Source organism: Magnetospirillum sp. UT-4 (assembly GCF_902729435.1).
Lineage (GTDB): Bacteria > Pseudomonadota > Alphaproteobacteria > Rhodospirillales > Magnetospirillaceae > Magnetospirillum.
Genome location: NZ_LR746524.1, coordinates 1 through 18891 on the forward strand (window position 1 = coordinate 1; position 18891 = coordinate 18891).

The window sequence follows — 18891 nt, forward strand, 5'->3', positions numbered from 1 at the left end:
TCAATAAATTAGAGTGCGCTCCAGACGATCATCGAATAGACGAGATATGCGAACTCCCCTCCCCTTGATGGGGAGGGGTTGGGGGTGGGGGGGCTTCACTCAGGCGCTGATGTATTTGGAGATATCGACCTCGTCCAGCTGCTCGGGCAGCAGGAAGCGCTCCGCGTAGTCCTTGTAGATGCCCGAGGTCAGGAACAGGTCGAACAGGTCGGGGTCGATGTGACCGTCCTTCTTGAAGAAGGACAGGATCTTGATGCACTCCGACAGGGTCTTGGCCTTCTTGTACGGGCGGTCCGAGGCGGTCAGCGCCTCGAAGATGTCGGCGATGGCCATGATGCGCGACGGCACCGACAGCTCGTCCTTGGTCAGCTTGCGCGGATAGCCGGTGCCGATCAGGGTCTCGTGGTGGGTGCCGGCATATTCCGGGACGCGCCGCAGCTGCTTGGGGAACGGCATGGTCTCCAGCATGGCGATGGTCTGCATGATGTGTTCGTTGATCTTGAACCGGTCTTCCTCGGTCAGCGTGCCGCGGCCGATGGACAGGTTGTAGACCTCGCCCATGTTGTAGAGGTTCTCCGGCACCTTGACCTTGAAATCCAGGGTCTCATAGGCCTTGTGCATGCCGCCCAGGCGCGGGATGACGTGGTGCGGCTTGTCGCCCAGCAGCGGCTCGGCCACCGGCAGCGGCGCATCCTCCATGTGGTCGTAGCGCTTCAGTTCCTCGTGGCCGAGGCCCAGGCGCTCGTCGAAATGGCGCCACCAGGTCTGGGACGCGATCTGCTGCAGCCGCTCCACCTTCTCGGGGGCCATGAACTCGCCGCCGACATTGCACTCGGCGACGAAGGCGAAGTCGTCCAGCAGCTGCGCCTTGCGCGCCGCCATGCGGGCGTTGGCCTGGGCCGGGTCCATGCCCTCGGCGATGGCGCGCAGGCGCAGAATCTCGGCGTCGCGCAGCAGCACCTCGAAGCGCATCCGCACCTCGTGGATGCGGTTGTAGATGGTCTCGAGCTTGGTCGCCTTGTCGACGATGTATTCCGGCGTCACCACCTTGCCGCAATCATGCAGCCAGGCGCCGATCCTGAACTCGCGCCATTCCTCGTCGGTCTCGAAGCGGAAGTCGGCCAGCGGGCCGGCCTTCTGGTTGGTCGCCTCGCGCGCCAGCATGAGAGCCAGTTCCGGGACGCGTTCGCAATGGCCGCCGGTATAGGGGCTCTTGGCGTCGATGGCGCCCGCGATCAGCTGGATCATGGAATCCATCAGGCGTTCCTGCGCCGACAGCAATTCGCGATTGTACATGGCGGTGGCCGCCTGGGCCGCCAGCGCCTCGACGAAGCGCTGGATCTCGGCGACGAAGGGAATCACCTTGTCCGACCCCGGCGGGCGCGCGTTGATCAGCTGCAGCGCGCCGATGATGTCGCCGCCACGCGGCTTCAAGGGCACCGTCATGAACGAGGTCGAACGGTAGCCGGTGCGGGCGTCGAAGGCCTTGGTGCCGGAAAAATCGAACGCGGTGGAATCGTAGGCGTCGGCGATGTTGACGGTGACCTGCTCGTGCACCGCGTGGCTGACCACGTTGCGGTGGTTGGGCCGGCCCTCGTCGTCGAACAGGGGCACCGCCGGGATGGTGATGGGATTGCCCGAGGTTCCGCCGAGGGCGACGTTCAGGGTATCGTTGCGCAGGATCTGGAAGTGCAGCTTGCCGTCGTCGCCGATGGTGTAGAGGGTGCCGCCATCGGCGTTGGTCAGCTCCTTGGCGCCCACCAGCACCATTTCCATCAGCTTTGTGGTGTCGCGCTCGGCCGACATGGCGATACCCAGATCGACCAGCCGGCCCAGCTTCTCCTGCTCGACCTCCAGGGCGCGGGTCTTGGCCTCCAGCGTCGCCTTCATCATGCCGAAGGCGGTGCCGAGGTCGGAGAATTCGATGATTCGCGACGACGGCGCCTCGCGGCCCGAGAAATCGAAGTTCTGCACCCGCACCGCGTCGGCGGCCAGCGCCCGCACGGTCGCCGCCATGCGCGCCGAGAAGAACAGCGCGCCGGGCAGGAACGCCACCAGCGCGCCCAGCGCCAGCAGCAGGATCTGCTTCTGCATGTCGCGGATGCCGCCCGAGAAATCCTCGATCGGGGCCGCCACCGCGATGCCGATGGAGCGGCCGCCGCCCCGCCATTCCTGCATGCGCACCAGCAGGCGGCCGCCAGCATCCTCGACCACCCGGGTGCGCTCGCCGCCGCCTTCGGCCGCCAGCCGCGCCAGGGCCTGCATGATCCCGGTATTCAGCGACTTCATCTCGGCCAGGGCCGGCTGGCCGGCATCGCCCAGGCCGTGGCTGTAGGCCAGGATGCGCTGGGCGTCGTCGAACAGCACGATGCCGCCATTGGCGGAGACCGACTGCTCGGCGACGAAGTCGTCGAGGCCGGACAGGGTGATATCGACGCCGAACACGCCGGCGCCGCCCACCATCCGCCGCGAGGCGGTGATGCCTGGCTGCTGCAGCGAGTTGAAGACATAAGGCGCCGACAGTTGCGCGCCCTCGGCCGCCTTGGCCGCCTCGTACCACGGGCGCTTGCGCGGGTCGTAGGACGGCGCCTGGTCGACCTGGCGGCTGATTTCCATGCGGCTGGCATCCAGGAAGCTCCAGACCTGGCGGCGGGCGTCGCCGCTGCCCGAAATGGAGCGCACGATCCACGCCGTGCCGGCGGGGGCCTTGTGCGCCTCGAGGATGCGGGAGTCGGAGCGGGTGGCGATGACCTGCAGGAAATTGGCGTTCTCGAAGCCGTAATAGACCGAATAGATCGAGGGATCATCGGCCAGCGCGGCATAGAGCAGCGGCAGCGCCGGGAAATCCAGGCCCTGCTCGGACAGCGCCCCGAAGAACGGCTGCGACGCCCCCAGGCCGGCCAGCTTCAGGGTGTCCCCCACTTCGCGATCGACCCGCTCCTGCGCCGTCCGTGCCACCCCGGCGAACAGCTGGCCGGCGGTCTCCTCGGCCGTCTTCGAACTGGCGACATAAACGCTGCCGAGGGTCGCCGCGCTGAGCGCCACGACGATCACCAGAATGGCCGAGACGATACTGACCTGGAAGGGGACCTTGAAACGCAGCATGGAAACACCCGTACAGGGGGAAAGCCATACTTTTAGATCAGGTGGCGAACCGCCGTCCCCTGCTATTTTTGAATGCGCACAGGCTCCGTCACCGAGCCGCCACCTCGCGCCACAGCGTCTTGAGCATCGCGAAAACCTCGCGCAGATGCGCACACCACCATTCGTATCCGGGACGCTCGGGCCGAGCCGCCGAGCCCGCGGCGGCGAGGCCGTGGCGGCGGAACAGGAACAGGGCGCGCGGCAGGTGGTAGGCATCGGTCACCACCACCACCCGGCGCCATCCCCGGGCGGCGACGATGGCGGCCGACAGGCGGGCATTGCCGCGGGTGTTGACCGACCCGGTCTCGACATGGACGCGCTCGGGCGCCACCCCCTCGGCCAGCGCCAGGGTCCGCATGATTTCGGCCTCCGGCACCGGATGGCGCACCGGGCCGCCGCTCATCAGCAGCTCGGCGACGATGCCGGCGCGCACCAGGCCGACGGCATGGCGGACCCGCCGGCGCAGCGCCGGCGACGGGCTGCCGTCGGGCAGCACCTTGGCGCCAAGGACTATGGCGATGTCGAACTCGACAGGGGGGGGCGGCATCGGCTAAGCAGTTCGGACGGCGATCAGGAGGTCTCATGGACAGGCGGCGCAATACGGATGTGATCGTGGAGACGCTGGACCTGGAAGGCAAGCGCGTCATCGACGTCGGCTGCGGCGACGGCCATCTGGTCCGTCACATGGCCCGCCGGGGCGCCAGCGTGCTGGGGGTGGAATGCTCGGCCCGCCAGCTGGCCAAGGCCCGCGCCGGCGAGACCGTCGGCGCCATGGACATCATCGAAGGTGTCGGGCAGGCGCTGCCCGCCGCCGATGCCTCGGCCGACATCGTGGTGTTCTTCAACTCGCTGCACCACGTCCCCGCCGAGCACATGGAAACCGCCCTGGCCGAGGCCGCCCGCGTGCTGGTGCCGGGCGGCACCGTCTATGTGTCCGAGCCGCTGGCCGAAGGGGTGTTCTACCGCACCTGCCGCCCCATCGACGACGAGGCCGAGGTGCGCGCCCTGGCCTACCGCGCCCTGGGCGCCTGCCCGCAACTGCGCATGGAGCGCGAGTTCACCTATCTCCACACCGTGGTGATGCGCGACTACGAGGCCTTCCGCGAGCGCATCATTTCCGCCAATGCCGAGCGCGAGGCGAAATTCGCCGCCATGGACGGCGAGATGCGCGCCCTGTTCGCCGCCAACGGCACCCCCACCCCCGACGGCATGGAATTCGACCAGCCCATGCGCGTCAACCTGCTGCGGAGGGCCTGATGCCCCTGGAATGGCGCGACCAGCTCAGCATCGGCGTGCCCTCCATCGACGCCGACCACAAGCAGCTGATCGCCATCATCAACGAGTTCGAAGCCGGCTCGAGCGCCGGAGCGGAGCGGCTGCAATCGGTGGCGCGCAAGCTCTTCCAGTACGCCGCCAGCCATTTCGAGCGCGAGGAGCGGCTGCAGGTGCTGAACGGCTACGGCCGCCACCAGGCCCATCAGGCCGAGCACAACGCCCTGCTGGACTCGCTGGAGGCCTTCATCCAGTCCCACTTCATCGACCGCACCAAGCCCATCGACACGGCCAGCGCCGCCGAGATGGCGGCGTTCCTGAAGCACTGGCTGGTGGACCATCTGATCCATTCCGACCTCAAGATGAAGGGACTGGTGACGGAGCGGTAAAGTTTTCCGATACGATGTGGTCACCCTCTCCTTCGTCATGCCCGGACTTGATCCGGGCATCCATGCTGCGGAAGGCGGCTCCGCCGCCGCATCCATGCTGCCGAAGGCGGCTCCGCCGCCGCATCCATGCTGCCGAAGGCGGCTCCGCCGCCATGGACCCCCGGGACAAGCCCGGGGGTGACGATCAGGGGGAGGTATTTCCTTGCGTGCGCAAAGCGGGTTAGTTCAAATCCCGCTGCCGCTGGTCTCGCCCGAATTGGGCGGCGGCGTCATCATCACCCGGTCGATGCGCCGGCCGTCCATGTCCACCACCTCGAACGACCAGCCGCGCCAGATGAAGGTCTCGCCGATCTGCGGCAGGTGACCGGTCTGCGACAGCACGAAGCCGGCCAGGGTGTGGAAGTCGCCCTCGTCACCCATGCCGGCCAGGCCGGTGACGGCCTCGACCTCGTCGATGGCGATGCCGCCGTCCATCAGCCACGAGCCGTCGTCGCGGCGCACCGCCGCCGGGTTGTCGTCCCCGTCGGCGGCCGGCATCTCGCCGGCGATGGCGGTCAGGATGTCGGTGATGGTGACCACGCCTTCGACGCCGCCGTATTCGTCCAGCACCACCGCCATGGGGGCGCCGGTCTCGCGGAACATCTCGAGGATGCGTGGCACACGTGTGTCCTCGTGCACCACCGGGGCCTCCACCACCGCCGCCATGGGATCATGATCGGTGCCCGCCAGCACGCGGTTGAGCAGCCGGCGGGTGTCGAGGATGCCGACCAGATCGTCCAGTGTCCCGCGCCCGACCGGGAACCGGGAGTGGCGCACCTCGGCCAGCCGCGCCGCCCAGCCGGCGGTGTCCTCGGCGTCCAGCCACACCACGTCGGGCCGCGGCGTCATGATCGAGCCGACCGGGCGGTCGGTGAGGCGCAGCACGCGGTCGAGCATGGCCTTCTCGGCCGGCTCGATGGCCCCGACCAGGGCGCCTTCGGCGATCAGGGCGCGCACCTCGTCCTCGGTCACCGCCCGCGTCTGGTGCGGCCGCTGGCCGAGCAGGCGCAGCACCGCGTTGGTCGAGGCCCGCAGCAGCATCACCAGCGGACCGCCCGCTGCCGCCAGGCGGTGCATGAAGGGCGCCACCCGCACCGCGATGGCCTCGGCGTGGTGCATGGCAAGGCGCTTGGGCACCAGTTCGCCGGCCACCAGGGACAGGTAGGTGATGGCGCCGATCACCACGGTCATGGCGATTTCCACGGCATACGGGGCCAGGGCCGGCGACGCCGCGGCGATGCGGTCGGCCAACTTGCCGCCCAGGGTGGCGCCGGAATAGGCGCCGGCGACGATGCCGACCAGGGTGATGCCGATCTGCACCGCCGACAGCAGGCGCGACGGGTCGGCCTGCAGCTGCAGCGCCACCTTGGCCCCGTGCGAGCCGGTCGCGGCGCGGCGGCGCAATTCGCCGGCGCGGGCGGAAACCAGCGCCAGCTCGGACATGGCGAAGAAACCGTTCAGCGCCACCAGCAGGGCGACGACAAGTATTTCCCACCACATTCGGCGACATATCCCGGCTGTTGAAGACCAGTGGCCATTCTATCAGCCGGGGCGCGCCAGGTCACCGCCGCCAGACGGGCTTGCCCAAATCCAGATCCTCCTCGTCGGTGAGCGCCCCGGCGGCGGCACCGCCGGCGCCGCCGATGGCGGCACCGCCCAGGATGCTGCCGCCGGTCACTGCGGCGGTGCCGGCGCCGACACCGGCGCCGATGCCGGCACCGGACAGGGCGCGGTCGGTGGTCGAGGTACCGCAGCCCGCCAAAGCGAGCACGGCCAGGGCAGCAGCGAGCAAGCGCGGGTTCATGGACGGCCTCCTCCGAAGGGTGATGCAGCGGCAACAGGCGGACGCACCGGCGGGTTCCCGGGGGCGCGGAAGAAGTAGGCAAGGAACTTGCCGGCGGCTGGCCGGTTAACCCTGCGAGCGTCAACCGCGAAATCGGAGGAATTCATGGCTCAGGAAGGCAGCAGCGGCGGCTCGCAGGGTTCGGCCGCCAACGTGACCCACGCCTTGAAGGGTATCGACTTCCCCTGCTCCAAGCAGGACATCATCAAGCACGCCCAGCAGAACAACGCCGACAAGACGGTGTTGGACGAACTGAACAACCTGCCCGACGAGCAGTACGCCAGCATGGCCGATGTCATGAAGGGGTTCGGCCAGTCGCGCTGAGTCCGGCACGCCCTGCCCCCCTCCCCCTGCCGCAGGCGGGGGGAGGTCGGGTGGAGGGCCACATTGGGGGCTCGCCCTGGGGAGGCCGCGGCAGCGGTCGTCTCGATGGGCGGAGCCCGTCGCACCCCCCCATCGCAAACCCTTGGCCCGCCTCGCCCTTAGCAGGGTGCGGAACCCCCCCTTTTTCTTCCGTCATTCCCGCGCAGGCGGGAATCCATGCCTCAGCGCACTATATATTGCGGCAAGCTCTCCGCATTGCCCCAACATGGACCCCCGCCTTCGCGGGGGTGACGGGTCAGAGGGTGGCAAACCGAGTTTTTCCGCACCCTGTTAGAGACGACCCCCAAAGGGTGGCTCGTCAGGACGAGGCTACGGGTCGAGCGGATTGGCAAATATCCCTCAGAACTCCATCCGGATATCCACCTCGCCCTCGCGCCGCAGCACGTTGATTCCCACCGAATGGGGATGGCGGTTGAGGATGATGTCGACCGAGGCGCCACCCACCGTCAGATTGCCGATCTCGACCCGGTTGAGGAAATCGGGCAATGCCGGGCGGTGGAACAGGATGGTCGGCGGCGACGCCTTCAGTTCCAGCCCCAGCACCGATTGCAGCATCAGGAAAGCCGAGGCGGCCGACCACGCCTGCGGGATGCAGGCCACCGGATAAAGCGTCGGCCCCTGTCCCGCCTGACGCGGGAAGCCGCAGAACAATTCGGGCAGACGGTTGAGATCGACCGCCAGGGCGGCGTCGAACATACCGGCCAGGATCTTGTGGGCACGCTCGGCCATGCCGTAGCGGGCCAGCCCGGCGGCGGCCAGGGCGTTGTCGTGGGGCCAGACGCTGCCGTTATGGTAGCTCATGGGGTTGTAGCGCCGCTCGCGCTCGGCCAGGGTGCGCACCCCCCAGCCCGAGAACAGCTCGGGTCCCATCAGCGAATCGGCGACCAGCCGCGCCCGCTCCGGACTCACCACGCCGCAAAAGAGCAGGTGCCCGGGATTGGAGGTTTCCACCCGGCAGGGGCGCTTGGCGCCGTCCAGGGCCAGCGCGTAGGTGCCGAGATCGTCCAGCCAGAACGCCGCCTCGAACCGCTCGCGCAGGGCCTGGGCGCGCTGCTGCAGCTCGTGGGCGCGTTCCGGCTCGCCCAGCGCGCTGGCCAGTTCGGCGGCCCCCACCAGGGCGGCATAGACGTAGCCCTGGACCTCGCACAGGGCGATGGGACCCTCGGCCAGGCTGCCATCGGCATGGGAAATCGAATCCTCGGAATCCTTCCAGCCCTGGTTCACCAGGCCCTCGGGCCGCTGGCGGGCGTATTCGACGAATCCGTCGCCGTCCGCGTCGCCGTAACGTTCGATCCAGTCCAGCGCCCGCTCCACGTGCGGCCACAGCCCGTGCAGGGTGGCGCGGTCGCCGGTGCGGCGCCAATAGGCGTGGGCCAGCATGACGAACAGCGGCGTCGAATCGGCGCCGCCGTAGTAGCGGCCGTAGGGCACCTCGCCCAGATTGGCCATCTCGCCTTCGCGCCATTCGTGCAGGATCTTTCCCGGCTCGGCGTCCTGCACCGGGCTGGACCGGTCGGCCTGGTTGGCCGCCAGGGTGGCGAGCACGCCGCGGGCGATGCCGGGGTCGATCCACAGATATTCCAGCGCGGTGATGATGCCGTCGCGGCCGAACACGGTGGAGAACCACGGCACCCCGGCATAGGGATAGGGGCCGTCCGGGGTGTCGGTCTCGAGCATGCGCAGGTCGGACGCCGATCGCTCCAGCCAGTGGTTGAACTGCTCGTTGGAGGTGGTGAGCGTGGTGCAGCGGCGGCCCAGCTTGCCGATCAGCTGTTCGCGGCTGCGCTGGAAATGCACGGCTCCGGGGGGCTCGGCCGCCCCTTCCTCGAAGGACGCGGTGTGGTAGAGCTCGAAGGCCTCGCGCGGGCGCAGGCGGGGGGTGAAGCGGGCGTGGCCGGCGGCCAGCTCGGCCGGCGGCTCCGAGAACTCCATCCGGGTGATGCGGCGAACGCCGTCCAGCCCCTGGTAGCACAACGCCACGGTGTCGCCCTCGACGTCCACCCATTGCCGGCCGCGCTCGCGCCGGTGGACGCCGCGCACCTCGAAGACGTCGGCGAAATCGGCCTCGAACAGGTAGGTGATGTCGGTCTCCAGATCCTCGTCGCCGTAGTTGAACACCCGGGTGCGGCAGCACATGGCGCCCTGCCACAGGAACAGCGAACGGAAGACGTGGATGGCCCCCCTGGGAATGATGCGGTTGCCGCCCAGGGGGATGTCGGGATTGGTCAGGTCGACGGCGACGAAGGCGTTGTATTCGTGCACCGTCGAGGACAGCAGCAGCGGCCGCTGGTGGCCCAGGCGCAGTTCGTGGTGGGCCAGCATGCGGGTGCCGCGGTGGTAGATGCCCTGCTCGCCCGAGCCGACGCTGCCGGTGTCGCCGTAGCGGTCGAACACCGCGAAGGTGTCGCCGTCCTTCAGCGTCAGCGTGCGCATGGCCACCCGTGGCGAGGTGGCGAGCACGTAGGCGTGGCCGCTGACGCGGATGATGTCGCTCATGGCTCAGGCCCCCCCGATTGCGGGGCGCAGCGGTGTCCGCCAGCGGGCGGCCAGACGGCGATAAACAGAGACGTAGTCGGCGGCCATGCGGGCGGCGGTGAAGCGGTCCTCGAAGGCGGCGCGGCATGCGGCGCGGTCGAAGCCCCGGCACCGCGCCACCGCCGCCACCGCCTCGTCGACCGAGCCGACCACGAAGCCGGACAGGCCGGGCTCGATCACCTCGGGCACCGCGCCCCGGTCCCAGGCGATGGTGGGGGTGCCGCAGGCCATGGCCTCGATCATCACCAGGCCGAACGGCTCGTTCCAGTCGATGGGGAACAGCAGCGCCAGGGCATCGCCAAGAAAGGCCGATTTGTCCGCCTCGGACACTTCGCCCACCCATTCCACCAGCGGGTCGGCCAGCAGCGGCCGGATCTCGGCCTCGAAATAGGCGCGGTCGGCGGCCTCGACCTTGGCCGCCGCCCTGAGGCGCAGGCCGGTGCGGCGGGCGACCTCGACGGCACGGGGGAAGCCCTTCTCGGGCGAGAACCGCCCGAGGAAGGCGAGATAGCCGCCGGCGCCGCCCCCCGGCTGCAACAGGCCGGGCGGCAATCCGTGCTGGACGGTGCCCACCCAGCCGGCCCACGGAATGGGCTGGCGCTGTGACTCCGAGATCGACACCAGCGGCAAATCGTCGAACTCGCGGTAGAGGGCCGCCAGATCGGGGATGTCCTGGCGCCCGTGCAGGGTGGTGAGCACCGGCACCCCGGCGCGCCGCCCCCACGAATAATGGATGTAGTCGCAGTGGTAATGAACCACGTCGAAGGCGGCGGCCCGCTCCTGAACTTCCTCGAGCTGCAGCAGGTGATGGACCATTCGGTCCTCGACCCCGGAATCCAGCCGCAACGCCCGCGGCGCGCAGGCCACCAGCCGGGCCGAGGTGACCGAATCGGCGCTGGCGAACAAGGTCACGTCGTGGCCTTGGGCGACCAGTTCCTCGGTCAGATAAGATACCACTCGCTCCGTCCCGCCGTAATAGAGCGGCGGGACCGCCTCGTTGAGAGGCGCCACCTGCGCGATCCGCATGCTCTCATCCCTTTGCTGTGGCACACCGACACTTGGGCAGCGCCCCGAACGAGGGCAACGTGAGCTTCGGAGGCAGGGGAACAACCGCGCCGCACCCCCTGTTGCGCCGTTCCGGGCTTGACGTGGATCACTTCGGTTTGCATAATGTTCCCACACCGGTCGTTCATGCGAAGGCCGTTGCGCGTCGCCCGACCTTGCAGGGTGGGCATCGTCATGTTGCTCGTGGGAGGATATGACATGAGGGGTTCCTTGCCGATGGTCGCCGACGATGGCGGCCTCACCAAGTATTTCCGTGACATCCGCGCCTTCCCGGTCCTCGAGGCCGAGGAGGAGTACATGCTGGCCAAGCGCCTGGTCGAGCACGGCGACACCGCCGCCGCCCACCAACTGGTCACCAGCCATCTGCGCCTGGTCGCCAAGATCGCCATGGGCTACCGCCATTACGGCCTGCCCATCGCCGACCTCATTTCCGAGGGCAACCTGGGCCTGATGCGCGCGGTCAAGAAATTCGACCCCGAGCGCGGCTTCCGCCTCGCCACCTACGCCATGTGGTGGATCAAGGCCTCGCTGAACGAGTTCGTGCTGAACTCGTGGTCGCTGGTCAAGATCGGCACCCTGGCGGCGCAGAAGAAGCTGTTCTTCAACCTGCGCCGGATCAAGGCCCGCCTGCGTCTGCTGGAGTCCGGCGACATGGCGCCCGAGCACGTCGCCGCCATCGCCACCGAACTGAAGGTGGACGAAGCCGACGTGGTCAGCATGAACCGCCGCATGGCGGGGCGCGACTCGTCGCTCAACATCCCGGTGGGCGAAAGCGCCACCGAGATCGTCGAGCTGCTGCCCGACGAATCCGACAACCAGGAGACCGCGCTGGCCAAGCGCGAGGAGCTGGGCCAGGGCCGCGCCCTGATCGCCCGGGCGCTGGCGACCCTGACCGAGCGCGAGCGCGAGATCTTCGTCGAGCGCCGCCTGCGGGACCAGCCGCCGACCCTGGAGGAACTGGGCGAGCGCTACGGCGTGTCGCGCGAACGCATCCGCCAGATCGAGGTCAAGGCCTTCGACAAGGTCCGCGCCCTGGTCACCGCCGGCTTCGCGCCCAAGGCACTGGCGGCGGTGTAAAAATGGCCCCCCTCCCCCCTTTTGCGGGGGAGGGTCGGGGTGGGGGGCGAACCGCGTCGGCGCCGTCGCGGAACTCACCCCGCCCCCGACCCCTCCCCATCAAGGGGAGGGGGGCTCAGCTCTGACCTCCCGATCACCGTTACTGTGGCGCCCCCCTATGACCGTCGTCCCCGCGACTCGCGGTGTGAAAGAATGGGTTCACCACGAAGACACGAAGGGCACGAAGAAGGCACAAAGGAAATGACCCTTCTCTGTGACTTCTCTGTGTCTCTGTGTCTCTGTGGTTATTCCCCCGGCGGTTCTGCGACCCCCTATGACCGTCGTCCCCGCGCAGGCGGGGACCCAGGGGTGCACCGACAGTGTGTCCGCGACTCCTGGGTTCCCGCCTGCGCGGGAACGACGGATGAAGATGGTTCTGGGGGGTGATGGTTGATTCACCACAGAGACACAGAGAAGGCACTGAGGAAAAAACACCCTTCTCTGTGACTCCTCTGTGTCTCTGTGGTTATTCCCCCGGCGGGGCCGCGCCAGGTGCCGGGGGTGTAGCCTCCCGCGGCTCAGCCCTCGATGCCGTTATGCCCGGCGAAATCGGCCTCGATCACCGCCACCGCCTCGGACGTCATGCCGTTGTAGCGGGCCGCCATCTCGCGGCCGTAGGCGCCGATCAGGTTGAATTCCAGGTAGTCGCCGTCGGCCACCTCCGCGGGCAGCTCCAGCCGGTAGGGCAGCACGTCGTTGCCGTCGCAGGTCGGGCCGTAGGCGGTGAAGGGGCGCACCGGGCCGCCGCGCGGGCCGCCTTCGGGGGTCACCACGCGGTAGGGCAGGCTGAGGTCGTCCTTGCCCCAGTACACCTCGGTCAGCCCGCCGAAGATGCCGTCGTTGAGATAGACCGCATCGTCCTTCCTCAGGATCACCCGCGCCAGCAGCGAGCCGCCCTCGGCGGCCAGGCCGCGGCCGGGCTCGCACAGCAGGCGGATGCCGCGCGGCGCGGCCCACTCACGGCGGGCCTCGTCGATCACCTGGAAGTAGCGCTCCAGCGGCGGCGCGCCGGTGCTGCGGTAATAGGCCGGGAAGCCGCCGCCGATATCCATCAGCGCCACCGCGATGCCGGCGCGGTCGAGGCACTCGGCGGCCATGCGGATACCCAGCCGGAACGCTTCGGGGTCGAGGCATTGCGAGCCGACGTGGAAGGTGACGCCCGGCCGCAGGCCCAGCTCCGCCGCACGACGCAGCACCGCGCCGAAGAGGTCGGGCGGCGCGCCGAACTTGGTCGAGAGATCGTAGACCGCGCCCGAGCCCTTGGGGATGGCGAGGCGGACCATGGGCACCGCGTCGGCGCCGCCATGGGCCTTGACCTTTTCCAGCTCCGGGATGCAATCGACGGCGTAGTGCCGCACCCCGGACTCGCGGGCCAGGCGGATCTGCGCCGGGGTCTTGGCCGGGTGGTGGTAGAACATGATGCCGTCGGGCACCGCCTCGGCCACCCGCCCGATCTCCATCGGCGAGGCGACGTCGAAATGGCGCACGCCTTCGGCCCGCAGGGTCTTCAGCACCAGCGGATGGGCGTTGCACTTGACCGCGAACAGCACGTCGCCGGGAAAGCCGGCGACGAAGGCCCGGGCCGCCGCCGCCAGACGATGGGGCCTGAGCAGGTGGACCGGGGTGTCGGGGGCGTCCTGGCGAAGCAGCGCTGCGACCGAGCCGAAGCTGCCGATCACCTGGCCAGCTTTCGCGGCGAGCGGGTGACGATGCGCTTGACCTTCTTCGCCTCCAGCCCGGCAAGATAGGCGCGGCCCATCTCGTTGGGCGGTTCGCGCCGCCCGGTGATCCACTTGCGGCAGGCCGAGGAGCCGCAGCCGCAGGCGAACTGGCGGTGCAGCATGTCCTCGGTGACGGCATAGTCGATGGTCAGCAGATCGCCCGGCTGAACGTCCGACAGGGCCCACACCTCCAGGCGCTGCATGTCGAGCATGCAATTGGGCGCGCAGGAATGGGTGAGCAGGCCGACGAACCACGGATCGTGGAGATGGGCGCTGGGCGAGACCTGCAGGGTGTGCTGCAGCACCTGCGCCGACAATTGCCCGGTGAAGGTGGCCACCCGGGTGCCGCGGGCGAACGGAAGGTTGGCCCGGACTCCCACGCCGACCTTGCCGTTCACCGAGGTGACCGTGAACTGCTCGGTGGTGGGCAGGTCGGCGTGAACGAGGTAGTCCGGGGGATAGATGTCAGCCATGCGACGGGCACCTCGGGGCGGGCAAGGTGGGAACGGGATGACACCACCGTAGTACTACCTAGCCGGCATCGTCAACGATGACAAAACATCGAATTAACTCATTGAACAAATTTAAAATTCCGAACGACCACGACCGGATGGGGCCGGCCTCCCCCTTCTGCGCCGAAGCCCTCGCCGAACGGGCGGCGGCGTGCTAAACAGTGGGGTGGGGAAGCAACGTCGCAGGAGGGTTCGGGCCGTGGCGGAGAAGCCAGCGATCATCGGTCCGCAGACACTGTCGTCGCCGCGCGGTCAGCGGGAATGGGAGGACGCGGCCCGGAGCCTGCTGGACGAGGGGCAGAACTTTCTTGCCCACGACGTCTGCCGCGACGGCCTGCGCCAGTTCCCCGACTCCTTCAACCTCGCCATCTACGGCGCCATCGCGCTGTCCCAGACCGGTGCGGTGGACGAGGCGCGCCGCCTGCTGGCGCCGGTCCTCGACGCCATCCTGATCGACGAGGGGCCGTTCCGCCGCCTGCAGACCGCGCTGAAATCGGCGGTGGCGACCCTGGACGCCCCCGATCCCGGCGCCGCGCTGGGCTCCATCGCCGAGTTGGCCGAGGCCATCGAGATGGTGCGCGGCAAGAAGCTGGTGGCCAGCGCCGATTCCCCCACCTACAACGCCCTGGCCCACGTGTTCCGCGAGGCCTGGCTGTCCTCGGGCGAGCGCCGCGACCTGGTGCATTGCCGCGAGCTGTTCCTGCGCGCCTTCCATGCCGGCGCCAATCCGCGCGACGGCGTCGATGCCGCCATGATGGCGGCGCTGCTGCGCGACCGCCGCCAGGCCCGCGACCTTGCGGGCGAGGTCGTCGCCCTGCTGGCGGATGCCCCATCCGTGGCGGCCGGCCCCGCCGTGGACGAACGCTACCGCATTCTCGCCACCCTGGGCGAAGCGCAGCTGCTGCTGGGCGACGGCGCGGCGGCGCTGTCCACCTTCCAGGCGGCGCACGCGCTGGAAGGCGTCCATTACGGCCAGGTGGTGTCCACCCTCAAGGAGATCGAGCTGCTGCGCCAGAGCGGAGTGGCGATTCCCGACGAACTGGGCGACTTCATCAAGCCGCCGACGGTGGTGGTGTTCACCGGCCACGCCCTCGACCGCGACGGCGAGGGGCCGCATTTCCCGCCCGGGCTGGAAGCGGCGGTACGGGCCGAGATCGCCCAGCAGCTGGAGGACCTCAACGCCCAGATCGGCTATTGCATGGCCTCGTGCGGTTCGGAGCTGCTGTTCATCGAGGCCATGCTGGAGCGCGGCGCCGAGGTCAACGTGGTGATGCCCTTCGCCATCGAGGACTTCATCGCCGAGGACGTGCGCTATGGCGGGCCGCGCTGGGAAATGCGCTTCCGCAATGCGCTGAAGCTGGCCGCCTCGGTCACCTACGCCACCGAGGAGCGCTATCTCGGCCACGACATGCTGTACCGCTTCGCCAACCAGTGCCTGCACGGGCTGGCGACCCTGCGGGCCGGCTTCCTGCACACCTCGCCCTACCTGCTGGCGGTGTGGGACATGATGCCCGGCTCGCTGGTCGGCGGCGCCGGCGACTTCATCGACCAGTGGGAAGACATCACCCGCCTGCGCATCGTCGATCTCGACGGCCTGCTGCAGCAGCGCCCCGACCTGATCGGCGAGGAGGGGCCGGCGCTGCCCAATCTTGATTTCGGCGGCGACGAGGAAGAGGGCCAGGGCCGCGTCATCCGCTCCATGCTGTTCTGCGACATCGCCGGCTATTCCAAGCTGAAGGAGGAGAACATCCCCGCCTTCCTGGAATTCCTGGGACGGCTGAAGGAGGGATTGGCCGAAGCCGGGGTCCAGCCCGCCCACATCAACACCTGGGGCGACGCCATCTTCGCGGTGATGGACAAGGCGACGCCCATGGCCGAATACGCCCTGACCCTGGGCGAGGTGGTGGCGCGGCTGGGCGTCGAGATGCTGGACAAGCTGCCCAACCCGCTGAATCTGCGCATCTCGCTGCATGCCGGCCCGGTGTTCGAGGCCATCGACCCGATCCGCGGCAACACCAATTTCTACGGCAGCCACATCAACCGCGCCGCCCGCCTCGAGCCGGTCACCGTCATCGGCCACGTCTACGCCACCCAGCAATTCGTCGCCGTGCTGACCGCCGAGCAATCGGCGCTGCGCTCGGAGGCGGTCAACAACGGCGAGGAATACGTCGAGCGTTACGCCTGCGAATATGTGGGCGTGCTGTCGCTGGCCAAGGATTTCGGCAAGCAGACCGTCTACCACCTGCGCCGCCGCACCGAAATCGACCACGCCCAGCCTGAACCCGAGCCCGAGCCTGAACCCGAGCCCCTGCCTGAACCCGAACCCGTCATCGATGCGGCGGTCGAGGAGCATCCCGCCCCATCGGCAGCCAGCATGCTGAACGCGGTGGCGGGCATGGTGACCCCGGGCGAGTCCGCTCCCGCCAGGGGCCGCCGGAAGAAGACCAGGGACGCGCCCGCCGACTCCGCCGCCGCCGCCGATGCCGCCGGCCTGATCCTGGACGGCGACGGCCCCCTGTGGCCGGGGGCCTGAGCCCGCCTCACACGATGACGAAGTGCCGGCCCATGTCGGCGATTTCGAACAGGCGTTTGACCGCTGCGCGCGGGTCGGAGAGACGGAGCGAAATGCCGAGGGACTCGAACTCCTCCTTGACGATCAGCAGCAGGCCCAGCCCGACCGAATCGAGCTTTTCCAGCCCGGCCAGGTCGAAGGTCACCGTCTTGGCCTGCCGCCCCCGCACGTCGCCGATGATGGCCCGCACGCTTTCATTGTCGATGAAGCTCAGGGAACCGGCCAGGGAGACGATGATTTCGCCGCCGTTGTCCTTCAGTTCGTAGTCCATCACACCCTCCCCCCTTTTTCAGGCCCGCATACGCGACAGGAACCCTTCTGTCTCGTCGACCAGCCCGTCCACCGTCTCGGTCAACGAGTTGGCGCTCCACATCACCCGGATGGTGCCGGCACAGGTGTGGGCCGAGGAATAGGCCAGCTTGGCGACGTTGCGCGACACCACGTCGGCCTGGGCCGCCACCTGCTCGACGTTCACCGCGATCTCGCGGGTCGAGGCGTCCTGCTGCTGCACCGCCCCGGCGATGGCCGACGAGACCTCGTCCAGGGTGCGGATCACCGAAACCACCTCGCCGATGCTGCCGGCCATGGTGTGGGCCGATTGCTGGATCTCCGAGACCTGACGCGAGATTTCCTCGGTCGCCTTGGCGGTCTGGTTGGCCAGGCTTTTCACCTCGTGCGCCACCACCGCGAAGCCCTTGCCGGCTTCGCCCGCCCTGGCCGCCTCGATGGTGGCATTGAGGGCCAGAAGGTTGGTCTGGGCGGCGATGTCGCTGATCAGCTTGACCACGTCGCCGATGGCCCGCACCGCCCCCGACAATCCCTCCATCTGGCCGGCGGTGGTGCTGACCTGGGTCACCGCGTCGCGGGTGATGTCGTTGGCGTGGGCGACCTGGCGGGCGATCTCGTCGACCGCCAGCGAGAGCTGGCGGGTGGCCTCCGAGGCCATGGTGGCCCGCTCGCTGGTGACGCTGGCCGCCTCGCCCATTTCCAGCGACATGCTGCCGCTGCTCTTGGAACGCTCGGACATGGCCTTGGCGGTGGCGCCGATGCCGGCGGTGGCCTTGTCCACCGCCTCGACCTTGGCCTTCACCCCCAGCGCCATCTCGGCCGCCACCTGATCCCGCTCCCGGCGCGCCTGCTCGTCGTGCTCCTGCAGGGCGCGCGACTCGGCCTCGACCCGCAGCTTCTCCACGGCGTTGCGCTTGAAGATCTCGACCGCCCGGGCCATCTCGCCGACCTCGTCGGCGCGTTCGGTCGAGGGCACCGGCGGCGACAGGTCGCCATCGGCCAGGGTCCGCATCACCCCGGTGATGGCGACCAGCGGCGCCGAGACGTTGCGCGCCAGCAGCCACGCCACCGCAAGGCCCGCCGCCATGACGGCGAGCATCCCGGCCAGCGCGGTGTTGCGGGCGCCGGCGAGCTGGGCGGCGTAATCCTCGGTGCCCATGACGATCTCGACCACCGCGGCGGGCTTGCCGGCATAATCGAGCAGCGGCGCGGCGATGGCCGCCACCGGCGCCCCCGCCCGCATCCCCTCGCGGATCACCTTGGCGCCGGCCATGGCCTGGGCCAGATCCTCGGCGGCGTAGAACGGCGCCTCGGCGGTCGCCGCCAGGGTCTTGAAGCCGTCGGCCTTGGGATCGCGCACATAGACGGCGGCATCGACGCCGAAGCGGGTCTTGAAGGCATCGACGAAGCCCTTGCCCAGGGCCATGCCGAACTCGACCGTCCCGATCGGCTTGCCTTCGAAATCGACCGGCACCACGCCGCGGGCGCCCAGCCCGCCGACGCCGCTCTCCAGCCCGATCACCGGGCGGTGGTTGCGATTGGCCTCGATGACGGTGAAGCGGAACGAGGACAGGTCGTCGCCGAACTTGGCCGGCATGTGGACCCGGAAGAACGAAGTGGCCGGCGGCAGGTGGAACTGGAACTGCTCGACCCCGACCTGATCCTTCATCACCTTGTAGCCGGGCGAGAACAGGCCGGCCAGCCCGTCGCGGTCACCCTCGGCAAAGGATTTCTGCACCTGCGGCATGCCCGCCACCAGCCGCGCCATGCCGGCGCCGCTGTCCGAGATCATGGCCACTTGCGCCGCGAAGGCATCGACGACGCCCTCCAGTTCTCGGGTTTCCGCGCGCATGATGGTGGCCGACATCTCCCGCAGCACCAGCGGCACCAGGCCGGCCCCGGCCACCGCGAGAACCGCCGCGAAGCTGATCATCAGCCGCAACTTGAGACCGAGCTTGGCCATGGTCGCCTCCTCCCGCCGGATCTAACGCCATGGTTGACATGATAGACC

The 18891-nt window shown here is 68.8% G+C and carries 15 protein-coding genes; 5 read left to right on the forward strand and 10 right to left on the reverse strand.

The genetic code is table 11. From position 1 onward, the window contains the following. Positions 1–99 precede the first annotated feature (99 nt). Both MTBUT4_RS17770 and MTBUT4_RS17775 read right to left on the reverse strand, forming a co-directional pair. Positions 100–3105 carry an HD domain-containing phosphohydrolase gene (locus MTBUT4_RS17770; protein ID WP_173981048.1) on the reverse strand — a complete coding sequence of 1002 codons (3006 nt, stop codon included), beginning with the start codon at positions 3103–3105 and terminating at the stop codon, positions 100–102. 88 nt (positions 3106–3193) lie between these two features. Further along, a complete protein-coding gene (locus MTBUT4_RS17775; RefSeq protein WP_173981049.1) occupies positions 3194–3691 on the reverse strand; it encodes a YdcF family protein in 498 nt (165 codons plus the stop codon). Positions 3692–3756: 65 nt separating this feature from the next. Between MTBUT4_RS17775 and MTBUT4_RS17780 the strand changes: the two genes are divergently transcribed. Together MTBUT4_RS17780 and MTBUT4_RS17785 are read left to right on the forward strand one after the other, a co-directional pair. Further along, positions 3757–4401, forward strand: a complete 645-nt coding sequence (locus MTBUT4_RS17780; RefSeq protein WP_254434923.1) for a class I SAM-dependent methyltransferase — start codon at positions 3757–3759, stop codon at positions 4399–4401. Beyond that, positions 4401–4805, forward strand: coding sequence for a bacteriohemerythrin (locus tag MTBUT4_RS17785; RefSeq protein ID WP_173981051.1), 405 nt, complete (start codon positions 4401–4403; stop codon positions 4803–4805). The genes MTBUT4_RS17780 and MTBUT4_RS17785 overlap by 1 nt, the downstream gene beginning before the upstream one ends. A gap of 225 nt (positions 4806–5030) precedes the next feature. Here the strand turns inward: MTBUT4_RS17785 and MTBUT4_RS17790 are convergent, their stop codons facing one another. Both MTBUT4_RS17790 and MTBUT4_RS17795 read right to left on the reverse strand, forming a co-directional pair. Continuing rightward, the gene (locus MTBUT4_RS17790; protein ID WP_173981052.1) at positions 5031–6344 is read right to left on the reverse strand and encodes a hemolysin family protein; all 1314 of its coding nucleotides are present in this window, start codon (positions 6342–6344) and stop codon (positions 5031–5033) included. Positions 6345–6405: 61 nt separating this feature from the next. Further along, positions 6406–6648, reverse strand: a complete 243-nt coding sequence (locus MTBUT4_RS17795) for a hypothetical protein (RefSeq protein ID WP_173981053.1) — start codon at positions 6646–6648, stop codon at positions 6406–6408. A 144-nt stretch (positions 6649–6792) separates the two neighbouring features. On the opposite strand from MTBUT4_RS17795, the gene MTBUT4_RS17800 reads away from it, so the two are divergent. Then, positions 6793–7011: a DUF2795 domain-containing protein gene (locus MTBUT4_RS17800; RefSeq protein ID WP_173981054.1), complete on the forward strand. Its 219-nt coding sequence runs from the start codon at positions 6793–6795 to the stop codon at positions 7009–7011. Between the two features lie 399 nt (positions 7012–7410). Here the strand turns inward: MTBUT4_RS17800 and MTBUT4_RS17805 are convergent, their stop codons facing one another. Together MTBUT4_RS17805 and MTBUT4_RS17810 are read right to left on the reverse strand one after the other, a co-directional pair. Then, the gene (locus MTBUT4_RS17805) at positions 7411–9567 is read right to left on the reverse strand and encodes an amylo-alpha-1,6-glucosidase (RefSeq protein WP_173981055.1); all 2157 of its coding nucleotides are present in this window, start codon (positions 9565–9567) and stop codon (positions 7411–7413) included. Positions 9568–9570: 3 nt separating this feature from the next. After that, positions 9571–10632, reverse strand: a complete 1062-nt coding sequence (locus MTBUT4_RS17810; RefSeq protein WP_173981056.1) for a glycosyltransferase family 4 protein — start codon at positions 10630–10632, stop codon at positions 9571–9573. 237 nt (positions 10633–10869) lie between these two features. Here MTBUT4_RS17810 and rpoH point away from each other — a divergent pair, with 237 nt between their 5' ends. Beyond that, positions 10870–11748, forward strand: coding sequence for an RNA polymerase sigma factor RpoH (gene rpoH, locus MTBUT4_RS17815; RefSeq protein ID WP_173981057.1), 879 nt, complete (start codon positions 10870–10872; stop codon positions 11746–11748). A 557-nt stretch (positions 11749–12305) separates the two neighbouring features. Here the strand turns inward: rpoH and MTBUT4_RS17820 are convergent. Both MTBUT4_RS17820 and MTBUT4_RS17825 read right to left on the reverse strand, forming a co-directional pair. After that, a complete protein-coding gene (locus MTBUT4_RS17820; protein ID WP_173981058.1) occupies positions 12306–13466 on the reverse strand; it encodes a type III PLP-dependent enzyme in 1161 nt (386 codons plus the stop codon). Beyond that, entirely contained in the window at positions 13463–13981 is a 519-nt protein-coding gene (locus MTBUT4_RS17825) for an SET domain-containing protein-lysine N-methyltransferase (RefSeq protein WP_173981059.1), read from the reverse strand. The genes MTBUT4_RS17820 and MTBUT4_RS17825 overlap by 4 nt, the downstream gene beginning before the upstream one ends. Positions 13982–14219: 238 nt before the next feature. Here MTBUT4_RS17825 and MTBUT4_RS17830 point away from each other — a divergent pair, with 238 nt between their 5' ends. Beyond that, positions 14220–16553, forward strand: coding sequence for an adenylate/guanylate cyclase domain-containing protein (locus MTBUT4_RS17830; RefSeq protein ID WP_254434924.1), 2334 nt, complete (start codon positions 14220–14222; stop codon positions 16551–16553). A 7-nt stretch (positions 16554–16560) separates the two neighbouring features. Here the strand turns inward: MTBUT4_RS17830 and MTBUT4_RS17835 are convergent, their stop codons facing one another. Both MTBUT4_RS17835 and MTBUT4_RS17840 read right to left on the reverse strand, forming a co-directional pair. Further along, complete coding sequence (locus MTBUT4_RS17835) at positions 16561–16863, reverse strand: STAS domain-containing protein (RefSeq protein ID WP_173981060.1); 303 nt, start codon at positions 16861–16863, stop codon at positions 16561–16563. A gap of 18 nt (positions 16864–16881) precedes the next feature. Further along, positions 16882–18843 (reverse strand): methyl-accepting chemotaxis protein, encoded by a 1962-nt coding sequence (locus MTBUT4_RS17840; RefSeq protein WP_173981061.1) that lies wholly within the window; start codon positions 18841–18843, stop codon positions 16882–16884. Positions 18844–18891: the final 48 nt, after the last annotated feature.